This is a genomic window from Candidatus Aalborgicola defluviihabitans, from assembly GCF_016705985.1.
Classification (GTDB): Bacteria; Pseudomonadota; Gammaproteobacteria; order Burkholderiales; family Burkholderiaceae_C; genus Allorhodoferax; species Allorhodoferax defluviihabitans.
Genome location: NZ_JADJKN010000023.1, coordinates 250,797 through 262,940, shown reverse-complemented (window position 1 = coordinate 262,940; position 12,144 = coordinate 250,797). Strand labels below are relative to the sequence as shown.

At 61.2% G+C, this 12,144-nt stretch carries 10 protein-coding genes; 4 read left to right on the top strand and 6 right to left on the bottom strand.

All coding sequences use genetic code 11. From position 1 onward, the window contains the following. Positions 1 to 117: 117 nt before the first annotated feature. From waaF to alr, 5 genes are all read right to left on the bottom strand, one after another. Positions 118 to 1,119 carry a lipopolysaccharide heptosyltransferase II gene (gene waaF, locus IPI80_RS17115; protein ID WP_413862264.1) on the bottom strand — a complete coding sequence of 334 codons (1,002 nt, stop codon included), beginning with the start codon at positions 1,117 to 1,119 and terminating at the stop codon, positions 118 to 120. Positions 1,120 to 1,143: 24 nt separating this feature from the next. Then, complete coding sequence (locus IPI80_RS17110) at positions 1,144 to 1,350, bottom strand: zinc-finger domain-containing protein (RefSeq protein ID WP_413862262.1); 207 nt, start codon at positions 1,348 to 1,350, stop codon at positions 1,144 to 1,146. Between the two features lie 4 nt (positions 1,351 to 1,354). After that, complete coding sequence (locus IPI80_RS17105; protein WP_413862260.1) at positions 1,355 to 2,305, bottom strand: branched-chain amino acid transaminase; 951 nt, start codon at positions 2,303 to 2,305, stop codon at positions 1,355 to 1,357. A gap of 90 nt (positions 2,306 to 2,395) precedes the next feature. Beyond that, positions 2,396 to 3,787, bottom strand: a complete 1,392-nt coding sequence (gene radA / locus IPI80_RS17100; protein WP_413862258.1) for a DNA repair protein RadA — start codon at positions 3,785 to 3,787, stop codon at positions 2,396 to 2,398. 75 nt (positions 3,788 to 3,862) lie between these two features. After that, a complete protein-coding gene (alr, locus tag IPI80_RS17095; RefSeq protein ID WP_413862256.1) occupies positions 3,863 to 4,987 on the bottom strand; it encodes an alanine racemase in 1,125 nt (374 codons plus the stop codon). A 122-nt stretch (positions 4,988 to 5,109) separates the two neighbouring features. Here alr and lplT point away from each other — a divergent pair, with 122 nt between their 5' ends. The 4 genes from lplT (at position 5,110) to IPI80_RS17075 (ending at position 10,887) form a co-directional block, all read left to right on the top strand. Continuing rightward, positions 5,110 to 6,396: a lysophospholipid transporter LplT gene (gene lplT, locus IPI80_RS17090; RefSeq protein ID WP_413862254.1), complete on the top strand. Its 1,287-nt coding sequence runs from the start codon at positions 5,110 to 5,112 to the stop codon at positions 6,394 to 6,396. After that, positions 6,386 to 7,297 (top strand): EamA family transporter, encoded by a 912-nt coding sequence (locus tag IPI80_RS17085; protein WP_413862252.1) that lies wholly within the window; start codon positions 6,386 to 6,388, stop codon positions 7,295 to 7,297. Before lplT ends, IPI80_RS17085 begins: the two co-directional genes overlap by 11 nt. 90 nt (positions 7,298 to 7,387) lie before the next feature. Beyond that, positions 7,388 to 7,873 carry a glutathione peroxidase gene (locus tag IPI80_RS17080; RefSeq protein WP_413862250.1) on the top strand — a complete coding sequence of 162 codons (486 nt, stop codon included), beginning with the start codon at positions 7,388 to 7,390 and terminating at the stop codon, positions 7,871 to 7,873. Positions 7,874 to 7,959: 86 nt separating this feature from the next. Continuing rightward, the gene (locus tag IPI80_RS17075; RefSeq protein ID WP_413862248.1) at positions 7,960 to 10,887 is read left to right on the top strand and encodes an EAL domain-containing protein; all 2,928 of its coding nucleotides are present in this window, start codon (positions 7,960 to 7,962) and stop codon (positions 10,885 to 10,887) included. Positions 10,888 to 10,889: 2 nt separating this feature from the next. Here IPI80_RS17075 and glcF read toward each other — a convergent pair whose 3' ends face one another. After that, on the bottom strand, positions 10,890 to 12,140 hold the full coding sequence (gene glcF, locus IPI80_RS17070) for a glycolate oxidase subunit GlcF (RefSeq protein ID WP_413862246.1): 1,251 nt from the start codon (positions 12,138 to 12,140) through the stop codon (positions 10,890 to 10,892). Positions 12,141 to 12,144: the final 4 nt, after the last annotated feature.

Sequence of the window (12,144 nt, the reverse complement as noted above, 5' to 3'; positions counted from 1 at the left end):
GTTGCAAGACACAAAAGAATTGAAGTCCAACCGCAATAACGGGTTGGCTTACAACGGTTCCAACGACGTCTCTTTCGGGAGACTTTTACAAAGCCACCCTCGGGTGGCTTTTTTTTGTTACAAATACCGCAGCACGTCATCCGGCTGGACGTCGACCAGGCAGCGGGTGTGCCCCAACGGGCACGTGCGCGCAAAACAGGGCGCGCAATCCAGCGGCGGCTGATACAGCGGATCTTTCTTGAGCCAAACCACATGGGCCAACGTATTCAAAGGCGGCGTGTGGAGCGGGCTGGATGACCCAAAAATAGCCACCTGCGGAATGCCAAAGGCCGCCGCCACGTGCATCAACCCGGAATCGTTGCTGACCATGGCCTTGGCCGCTGCAATAGTAGCCAGCGCTTGGTCCAGCGAGGTGCGCCCCGCCCAGTTCAAACAGTGCCCAGGTCGGATCGCATTGACCACGTGGGCGATCTCGCCACACAAAGCCGACTCTTTGGCAGAGCCGAGCAGCACCACTGGCAATGCCAACTGCTCGGACAGCACCGCGAAGTGGCTGGCCGGCCAGCGCTTGGCAGGGCCAAATTCGGCACCCGGCGCAAATACGTAATAGCCCTGGCGCGTCAGTTGCAGTTCGTGCAGCGCGGCATCCACCGTGGCAGCGGCCAGTTGTAGTTGAGGCCGATCTTGCTCCACACCAGAATCACCGCTGAGCGCGGAATAGAACGCCACCATGGGTGGCCGATCGCCAGGTGGCGGGTTGGGTAGACGCCGGTTCAGCACCCAGTAGCGCGACTCACCCTGGTAGCCCACGCGTTTGGGAATACCGGCCCACCAGGGCAGCAGGGCACTCTTGAGGGAATTGGGGCCAACGTAGGCCACGTCGAAGCGGCCCCGCATCTTTGCAGCCATGCTGCGCCGTGCGGCCCATTGCAGCCCGCCGTGGGCAAACGGCAAATCCACCACCTCGGCCACCTGCGCCATGGCGCGGTAAACCGGTGCCACCCAGGGCAATGCGCCTACGGTGATTACCTCGCCACGTGCGTGGAGGCGCCGCAGCAGGGGTTCGGTCATCACCGCGTCCCCGATCCACTGTGGCGCAATCACCAGGGCGCGGGTCATGGGATTATTGCGTCGTGCGGGTGGTTAATGACCACCGTCGAAATGCTCGCCCGCCTTGAGTCGGTACTCCGTGCCGCAGTAAGGGCACTTGGCCTCGCCGGTTTGGCCCACATCCAGGTACACCTTGGGGTGGGTGTTCCAGGTTTCCATTTTGGCCAAGGGGTTCGGGCAAAACACGCCGCCTTCGTCGGTAAGGTCTTTTACGAGCAGTTCAATCGTTGCGATGGTCATGGTGTCAGACTTTGGTGAGCCAGTGGGCATATTTGGGGTTGCGGCCATTGACGATGTCAAAGAACGCGCTTTGGATTTTTTCGGTGATGGGGCCGCGCGAACCCACATAGTCGTCTTTACCCAACTCGATGCGGTCAAGTTCACGGATGGGTGTCACTTCGGCAGCGGTGCCGGTGAAGAAGGCTTCGTCGGAAATGTAAACCTCGTCACGGGTGATACGCTTTTGCACCACTTCCAGCCCCAGGTCTTTGCAGATGTGGAACACGGTGTTGCGGGTGATGCCGTTCAAGGCACCGGCCGACAGGTCGGGGGTGTACACCACCCCGTCCTTGACGACGAACAGGTTCTCACCAGCGCCTTCGCTGACAAAGCCATTGGCGTCCAGAAGCATGGCCTCGTCGTAGCCATCATCAGTGGCTTCCATGTTGGCCAGAATGGAATTGGTGTAGTTGCTGACCGCCTTGGCCTGGGTCATGGTGATGTTGACGTGGTGGCGGGTGTAGCTGGAAATCTTGACGCGGATGCCGCGCTGCATGCCTTCTTCACCCAGGTAGGCGCCCCAGGGCCAGGCGGCGACCATCAGGTGGATGGTATTGCCTTTGGGGCTCACCCCCAGCTTCTTGTCACCAATCCAGGTCAGGGGGCGCAGGTAGCAGCTCTCCAGCTTGTTTTCGCGCACCACGGCCTTTTGCGCCTCGTTGACCTGATCTTTGGTAAAGGGAATGGCCATGCGCAAAATTTTGGCGCTGTTGAACAAACGATCAGTGTGCTCTTCCAGACGAAAAATGGCCGTGCCGTTAACTGTGTTGTAGGCCCGCACACCTTCAAAAGCGCCGCAACCGTAATGCAGGGTGTGGCTCAGGACATGGATCTTGGCATCGCGCCAATCGACCATCTGGCCATCCATCCATATTTTTCCATCGCGGTCGGACATTGAGGGTGGTAATGGGCTCATGGCGTGTTTCCTTGGAATCGTGGTCTTAGAAACCGCTGATTTTACGACCGCCGCTGCGCATGGCGCACACCCAGGACCATCGAGGCGCTCTCAGCCCAGCGAGCGCACCACCTCCATAGCCTGCTCCACCCGCTCCACCGCATGGATGGTCAATCCTTCATAGTCTTTGCCATTCAGGTTTTTGGGCATGTTGGCCTTGGGTACGACGGCCACGCTAAAGCCCAGCTTGGCAGCTTCCTTCAGGCGCTCCTGGCCGCGCGGCGCCGGGCGCACCTCACCGGCCAGCCCCACCTCGCCAAAGGCAAAGAAACCTTTGGGCAAAGCCTTGCCGCGCAGGCTGGACGTGATGGCTAGCAACACCGCCAGATCGGCGGCCGGCTCGCTGATGCGCACGCCCCCCACAGCATTGACGAACACATCCTGGTCCATACACGCCACGCCCGCATGGCGGTGCAGCACCGCCAGCAGCATGGCCAGGCGATCCCGGTCCAACCCAACGGAGAGGCGCCGGGGACTGGGGCCGCCACTGTCCACCAGTGCCTGGATTTCCACCAGCAGCGGGCGCGTACCTTCGAGCGTGACCATGACGCAACTACCCGGCACTGGCTCGGCATGCTGGCTCAAAAAGATGGCGCTGGGGTTGGAGACGCCCTTGAGGCCCTTCTCGGTCATGGCGAAGACGCCGATTTCGTTGACCGCGCCAAAGCGGTTTTTGATGGCACGCACCAGCCGGAAGCTGCTGTGCGTGTCGCCCTCAAAGTACAGCACCGTGTCGACCATGTGCTCCAGCACGCGCGGGCCGGCCAGAGCGCCTTCCTTGGTGACGTGCCCTACCAGCACAATGGCCGTGCCGCTGGACTTGGCACAACGCGTCAGGTGGGCCGCGCATTCGCGCACCTGGGCCACCGAACCCGGCGCGGAGCTGAGCTGGTCGGAGTACACGGTCTGGATGGAGTCGATCACGGCCACGTCGGGCTGCTCGGCATCAATCGTGGCCAGGATCTTGTCGAGCTGGATTTCGGCCAGCACCTTGACCTGGGAACCCGCAAGCCCGAGCCGACGCGAACGCAGCGCGACCTGGGCACCACTTTCTTCCCCGGTTACATACAGGGTGGACTGCCCGCTGCGCTGGAGCGAATCAAGTGCCTGCAACAGCAGCGTCGACTTGCCAATGCCAGGGTCGCCACCGATCAGAACGACAGCGCCTTCCACCATGCCGCCACCCAGCACCCGGTCCAGTTCGTCCTGGCCGGTGGGCGTGCGCTGCACGTCGGTGGCATCGATGTCGGCCAGTACGGTCACCACGGCCGTTTTGGCCAGCGACTGGAATTGCGATGCATACCGGTTCTTGCCCGGCGCCGCGGTGTCCACCACCGATTCGATCAAGGTGTTCCAGGCGGCGCAACTAGGGCATTTGCCCAGCCACTTGGAACTGGTGCCTCCGCATTCGGTACATGTGTAGATGGTTTTTTCTTTGGCCATACCACCATAATACTGTACAAAATTACAGATGTTTGATTTTTTCCCGCACCTTACGGACCTTATCCAGGCACCACTTCACGCGGCCACCTCCACCGGTACCCGCAGCGCCAGGCCACACATCAACTCGTAGCCCACGGTCTGGGCACAGACCGCCACATCGTCGATCGGCAGCACGGTGCCATTGGCGGCGCGCCCCCACAGCGTGGCGGTGCTGCCCACGCCGGCCTGGGGGACAGGTGTCAGGTCCACCGTAATCATGTCCATGCTGACCCGTCCCACGGTGCGCGTGGGCACGCCGTCCACCAGCACTGGCGTGCCAGTTGGGCAAATGCGCGGGTAGCCATCGGCATAGCCACAGGCCACAACGCCAATACGCATTGGCTTGTCAGCTACAAAACTTGAGCCATATCCGACGCTAGCCCTCGTATCCAATGCCTGAGTAGCTATGATTTTTGCAGCAAGTGTCATCGTGGGTTGCAACGCCCAATCGGCTGCGCTGTGCTCGGGATAGTCCGGCGCGCTGCCATACAGCACGATGCCCGGGCGTACCCAGTCCGACACCACCAAGGCCTCGGGGTGCAGTGCTGCCTGCGCCGGATCGACCGTGTGCCGAAGAATCGCGGCGCTGTTGCTCAAGGACCGCTCGCCAGGCAGATCCCGGCTGGCGGCGGCAAAGACTGCCATTTGCTGTGCCACGCCGCGCGGGCCATCGGCATCACTGAAGTGGCACATCAGGGAGATTTCGTCCACTTGGGGCAATGCATTGAGGCGGGTCCAGGCCGCGCGGTAGCGCTCGGGCATGAAGCCCAGGCGGTTCATACCCACATTCATTTTGAGGAATACGCGCTGTGGGACATTGGTCTTGTGCGTGGCCAACATGTCAATCTGCTCGTTGCAGTGCACGGTGTGCCACAGGTCCAGGCGGGAACACAATTCCAGGTCGCGCTGTTCAAACACCCCTTCCAGCAAAAGAATGGGGCCGCGCCAGCCCAGATCACGGACACGCTGGGCCTCGGCCAGGTCCAACAGGGCGAAACCATCGGCGCTGCGCATGCCATCGAACACGCGTTCTATACCATGGCCATAGGCATTGGCTTTGACCACGGCCCAGACACGGGCGTCGGGCGCAGCACGGCGAACCCGCTCCAGGTTGTGGCGAAAGGCGGCCGGGTGGATGGTGGCAAGAATCGGACGGGGCATGGCAATTACTCGGCTTGGGTCTGGGGAGATTTTGACACTGCCCGGCATGCTATAACCGCAACTCGTTTGGAGACTCACACATTATTTCGCACCGGCCACGCCGGCGCGCGCAACCCCCACGCATGAAACGCGGCTTCTATACCATCATGTCGGCGCAGTTTTTCAGCTCGCTGGCAGACAACGCCTTGTTCGTCGCGGCCGTGCAGTTGTTGCGCAGCAGTGGATCTGACGAATGGCAGCAGGCCGCACTGATTCCCATGTTTGCCCTGTTTTATGTGGTCCTTGCGCCCTTTGTGGGTGCCGTGGCCGATGCGCTGCCCAAAGGCCGGGTCATGCTGTATAGCAACGGGATCAAGATCGTTGGCTGCCTGATCATGCTGTTTGGCAACCATCCGCTGATCTCCTACGCCATTGTCGGACTGGGTGCTGCGGCCTATTCACCCGCCAAATACGGCATCCTGACCGAGCTGCTACCGGCTTCGCAACTGGTCAAGGCCAATGGCTGGATTGAAGGACTGACCATCGCGTCCATCATTCTGGGTGTTCTATTGGGCGGGCAGTTGGTGGGACATGCCGCATCCACCTACCTGCTGTCGTTTGACTTTCCGCTGATTGACACCGGCATCGATAGCCCATCCGAGGCGGCCATTAGCGTGCTGATCTTTGTCTACCTTCTGGCGGCCTGGTTCAATCTGCGTATCCCGCTCACTGGCGTCCCCATGCGCCCCCTGCCAAAGCACCTCATCTCTCTGCTTCCCGATTTCTGGCACTGCAATATGCGTTTGTGGCGCGACCGACTGGGCCAAATATCGTTGTCCACCACCACGTTGTTTTGGGGTGTCAGCAGCAACCTCAAATACATTGTGCTGGGATGGGCTTCCATCGCGCTGGGCTACAGCGTGACACAGGCCTCGGCGCTGGTGGGTGTGGTCGCCATCGGCACGGCGGTGGGCGCCGTGGCGGCATCGATGCGCATGCGACTGGACCAGGCCACCCATGTGCTGCCATTGGGCATTGCCATGGGGGTACTAATCCTTTTGTTGAACGTAATAACCAACGTCTGGGTCGCGGCGCCATTCCTGGTGCTGCTGGGCGGTCTCGGCGGATTCCTGGTGGTGCCCATGAATGCCCTGCTACAGCACCGTGGCCACAACCTGATGGGGTCCGGCCGATCCATTGCCGTGCAGAACTTCAATGAACAGGCCTGCACTCTGGCCCTGGGCGCCTTCTACAGCCTGTCCACTGGCATGGGGTTATCGATTTTTGGTGCCATTACCGTGTTTGGCATGGTGGTGGCTGGGTTCATGTGGCTGATCAAGCGCTGGCACGAAAGCAACTGCCGTAATCACGCCGCCGATGTCAATCACCTGCTGGAAATAGCCCGCCACGACACCCACCATGGCGGTTGAGCCGGGAGCACCCGGCAAAGTTCGGGCATTGGCCGCGTTGGCCCTGTTGCTCAATGCGTTTACCTGGGGCGTGTCCTGGTGGCCGTTTCGCCAATTGCAGGATCAAGGCGTCCACCCACTGTGGTCCACTGCACTGATCTACTGCTTCGCCCTGGTGTGCCTGCTGGCACTGCGCACGGGCGCATGGCGCGCGTTTGGCCAGCATGCGGGGTTGTGGGTGCTGCTGGTGGCCGCCGGGTTGACCAACGTCGGTTTCAACTGGGCCGTTACCGTGGGCGACGTGGTGCGTGTGGTGCTGCTTTTCTACCTGATGCCCGCCTGGGTGGTCTTGTTGGCTTGGCCCTTGCTTGGGGAGCGTCCCACGTCAGCATCACTCTTGCGCCTGGCGCTGGCGCTGGCAGGCGTGCTGGTGGTGCTCAAGACACCGGACTCCCCCTGGCCATGGCCGCATACCCTGGCCGATGGCCTTGCCGTGATGGGTGGCTTTGCCTTTGCCCTGACCAACATTTTGCTGCGACGTCTGCAGGGCGTGCCCACAACCGCCTGCATGCTGGCCATGTTTGGCGGGGGCGCGTTGATGGCGGCGCTGGCAGCACTGTTGGGCATGCAGTACGGGTTGGTGGGCAGCTTGCCTGCGCCAACCCAAAGCTGGCTGACCTGGGTAGGAGTCTTGAGTGTGTTCTTTCTGGTTGGCAATGTGGGGTTGCAGTACGGCGCAGCGCGCCTGAGCGCCAGCACCACCTCCATCATCATGTTGTCCGAAGTGGTGTTTGCCAGTACCTCGGCCGTGCTGCTGGGCGCCGGCGAACTCAATCTGCGTGTGGTGCTGGGCGGGTCGCTGATCTTTCTGGCGGCCATCCTGTCCACCGTGTCTTTCAGGGCAGCCACCTCAGGTACGTAGCGCGGAACCCTCACGCCAATATCACACCTCTGCAAGTGTTATTGCGCAGTGTTAAGGTGACCGCTTTGTTACCAACACCAAGGCCGCACCATGTCCTCCGCATACGATTTTGAAGCCCTTTCCATCACCGGCAAAAAGGTGGCGTTGAGCCAATACAAGGGACAGCCCATGCTGATCGTCAACACCGCCAGTGCCTGCGGGTTTACGCCGCAGTTCGCCGGTCTGGAAACGCTGCACGAAACCTATGGCAAGAAGGGACTGGTCGTACTGGGTTTCCCCTGCAACCAATTTGGAGCGCAGGACGCTGGCAACAACGGCGAGATTGCCGAGTTCTGCCAGCTCAACTACGGTGTGAGCTTTCCCATGATGTCCAAGATCGATGTCAACGGCAGCAACGCGCACCCGCTGTACCAGTGGATGGCCGCTGAAGCACCTGGCTTGTTGGGCTCCAAGGCGATCAAATGGAACTTCACCAAGTTCCTGATCGGACGCGACGGTCAGGTTCTCAAACGCTATGCCCCCACCGATACGCCGCAAAGCATGACCAAAGATATCGAGGCCGTGTTAGCACCCTAGGCAACTATCGGTGGGTGCACAACCGCCACTGAACTTGGTCGTAACCATTGTGGCTGTGGCAGGAAGCACATGGGATACTCCAAACCGTGAACGACGCACTGACATCACCCACTGACGAAGAAAACCCGTGGAAGCAGGCGCTGGAAGGCACCGGAGTAGGGGTGTGGGACTGGAATTTGGTCACCAATGCGCAAACACATTCCGCGCGCTGGGAAGAAATGCTGGGCTACCAGGCCGGCGAATTGACACAAGGCTATCGGGACTTTGTGGACCGTGTGCATCCGGACGATCTGCCACGCGTCCAGACTGACGCACGCAACTACATGGCAGGGCTGGTCCCAACCTATGCCCAGGACATCCGTATACGCTGCAAAGATGGCAGTTGGAAGTGGATTTTGGCGCGGGGCACGGTGGTCGAGCGGGACGCCAACGGCGCGCCCCTGCGCATGATTGGCACCCACACCGATATCACCGAACGCAAACGAGCCGAAAGCGATTTGCGAGCCCTCAACACCCAATTGCAGCAAAACACCCAGCTGCTGCAAACGACACTCAGCAGTATCAGCCAGGGCATCGTGCTGGTGGATGCAGATGGGCGCGTACGCCAGTTCAACCAGCGCGCCTGCGAGCTGCTGGACCTGCCGATGAGCATGCTCGCGCAGCACCCCCTGATGGAAGACATAATCCACTTTCTGCGGGAGCGGGGCGACTTTGGGACCGATGCACACCTGGTGGCCCCGGAAGCCCGCCAGCATCTGACGCAATCCACCCAATGGGCGACAAACAACTACCCCAGTCATTACCTGCGCGACACCCCCCAAGGGCGGACCCTGGAAGTGCGCACCCAGAACCTGCCCTCGGGCGGCTTGGTGCGCACTTTTGCTGATGTCACCGATTACGTGCAGTCGGAAGCCGCACGCCAACGCCTCAATACCTTGCTGGACGCCACCCAGACCGTGGCAGGCGTGGGCGCCTGGGAGCGCGACTTTGTCAACAACACGGTGTACTGGACAGATGGTGTCTACCGCATCCTGGAAGTCACCCCCGAGGACTACACGCCAGGTGACCTGGCCTCGACCCGACGTTTTTTTACGCCCCGGTCCCAGGAAATGATCCAGCTGATCCCGCCGACCCAGGCCGACGGGGAAATGACTGAACATGATATGGAACTGGAGATGATCACCGGTCAAGGCCGCCCCATCTGGGTCCGCATTAAGGGAAGGACCACCTGGAACGAGGGCAAGCCCCAAAGACGCACTTCGGTACTGCAGGACATCACCGAACGCAAACAGGCCGAGGCCGCTATTCGCGAAAGCGAGGAGCGCTGGAAACTGGCCCTGGACAGCACCGGCGACGGCGTGTGGGATTGGTACATTCAGACGGGCAAGGAGTTCTTTTCTCCACGTTTGCTGCAGATGTGCGGCTACGACGGCACAGACCTGGAAAACCTGTCCGAGGAGTTCGACAGCCGTACCCACCCGGACGACATGGATGCACTGCAACGCGCACGCGCCGACCACTTTGAACGCCGTACGCCGAGCTACACCATTGAGCGGCGTATTCGCTGCAAGGATGGCAGCTGGAAGTGGGTACTCAGCCGGGGCATGGTCATCAGCCGCGACGCCAAAGGCCTGCCGTTGCGCATGATCGGCACCTTTACCGACATCACCCACCGCAAAGAATCCGAGGCACTGATCCGCCAGCAGGCGTTTTACGACTCCCTGACCGGTCTGCCCAACCGGCGCATGCTGCGTGACCGGCTGGAGCAGGAGATCAAGCAATGCAACCGGGACCAGCAGCAACTGGCCCTGATTTTCATTGATCTGGACCACTTCAAGGAGGTTAACGATACCCTGGGCCATGACCAGGGCGACCTGCTGTTGGTGGAGGCCGGGCGGCGCATCCAGGCCTGCGTGCGGGAGTCGGACACCGTGGCACGGATGGGCGGTGACGAGTACACCGTTATCCTGGCCGAACTTACTGACAGGTTCCACCTGGAAGGCATCCTGCAAAAGATTTTGCAAACGCTGAGCCAGGTCTACCAACTTGGCACGGAACAGGTGTTTGTTTCGGCCAGCATCGGCATCGCTCTCTATCCATCGGACGCCGACCACATCGAGAACCTGCTGAAAAGCGCCGACCAGGCCCTGTACGTGGCCAAAGGCGCCGGGCGCAACCGCTTCAGTTTCTTTACGCCGGCGTTGCAGGAGGCCGCACAGACCCGGGTGCGCCTGGCCGGCGACTTGCGAACCGCCTTGCAAAACCACCAATTTCATGTGGTCTACCAACCCATTATCGAACTGGCCACCGGCGCCATCCACAAGGCCGAGGCCATGATCCGCTGGAACCATCCCACCCGGGGTCTGGTCAGTCCGACAACCTTCATCCCCATTGCCGAATCCAGTGGTCTGATTGTCGAGATTGGCGAATGGGTGTTTCAGCAAGCCGCCCTGCAGGTGCGGGCCTGGCGGCAAGATCTGGCACCCCATTTTCAGATCAGCGTGAACAAGTCTCCGGTGCAATTCCACCACGACGGCGCTGGCCGCACACCCTGGTCGGCGCAACTGACGGCGCAGGGCCTGCCCGGCGACAGCATTGCGGTGGAGATCACCGAGGGCCTGCTGCTCAACACCAGCAGGCAGGTGGTTGACACCCTGCTGGCGCTGCGTGATGCGGGCATCCGCGTGTCGCTGGATGATTTTGGTACAGGGTATTCGTCCTTGTCGTATCTGCAGAAGTTCGACATCGACTTCATCAAGATCGACCAGTCTTTTGTGTGCCATTTGATTGCCGAGTCCACCGAACTGGCGTTATGCAAGGCCATCATCGTGATGGCGCACGCCTTGGGCATCCAGGTGATTGCAGAGGGCGTAGAAACCGCCGAGCAGCGAGACTTGCTGGCCACAGTTGGCTGCGACTTTGTACAGGGCTACCTGTACGCCCGGCCCATGCGGGCGGCAGACTTTGACGCTTTCATGGCCGCCTACCAACCTCGACCACTCTGCAACCAGTAGCTTCAGGACAGTGACGCCAACGCCTCGTCCAGCACTTCCACCCAGTGGCGCACCTTTGTTGCCGTGCCGCTTTGCAGGTGGGTGATACAGCCGATATTGGCCGACACGATCACCTCTTGCTGCAGTTCGTTCAGGTGACCCAATTTGCGATCGCGCAACTGGTAGGCCAGCGCAGGGTTGAGCACGCTGTAGGTGCCAGCCGAGCCGCAGCACAGATGGCTTTCATTCAGGGGGGTGCGGATGTCGAAGCCCAATGCACCCAGGTGTTGCTCGACCCCGCCCTTGAGCTTTTGGCCGTGCTGCAACGTGCACGGCGGGTGAAAGGCCAGCTTGGGTGCCTGGGTGCGGATGCGTTCTGCCAGCGCCGGACGGGCAGCCTGCAAGGACTGCACGATCACCGGCAACAACTCGCTCAAGTCCCGGGTCAACCCACTGATGCGGGCCGCCTTTTCGGCATAGGCCGGGTCGTCTTGCAGGATATAGCCGTACTCCTTGACCGTGACACCACAACCCGAGGCATTCATCACAATCGCCTCTACCCCCTGTTGCACCTGGGGCCACCAGGCGCCAATATTGGCGCGCATCTCGGCTTTGCCGCCGTCCTGGTCGTTCAGGTGGAATTTGACAGCGCCGCAGCAGCCCGCATCGGGTGCCACGATGGTCTGGATGCCCACCGCATCCAGCACCCTGGCGGTGGATGCGTTGATGTTGGGGGCCATGGCGGGCTGGGCGCAGCCGGCCAGCATCAGAACCTTGCGCGTGTGGCTGCGTGTGGGCCACGTGCCAGCATCCTGCTTGGCGGGCACCTTGTTCTTCAGTGCAGCAGGCATCAACGGGCGCACCAGCTGGCCCAACGCCATGGCTGGGCCGAACAGGGGTGAAGGGATGCCCTCCTTCAATGCCCAGCGCACGGCGCGCTCCCCCATCGGGCGCGGCACCTTGGCGTCCACCAACTTGCGGCCAATGTCCAGCAGGTGGCCGTAGTCCACACCACTGGGGCATGTGGTCTCGCAATTGCGGCAGGTCAGGCAGCGGTCCAAATGCAACTGGGTTTTGCGGGTGGGCGTGTGGCCTTCCAGCACCTGCTTCATCAGGTAGATGCGGCCACGCGGGCCGTCCAGCTCATCGCCTAGCAACTGGTAGGTAGGGCAGGTGGCAGTGCAGAAGCCGCAGTGCACGCACTTGCGCAGGATGGCCTCGGCGGCCTGGCCGTCAGGGGTGTTCTGGTACTCGGGGGCCAGCGTGGTTTGCATAGGG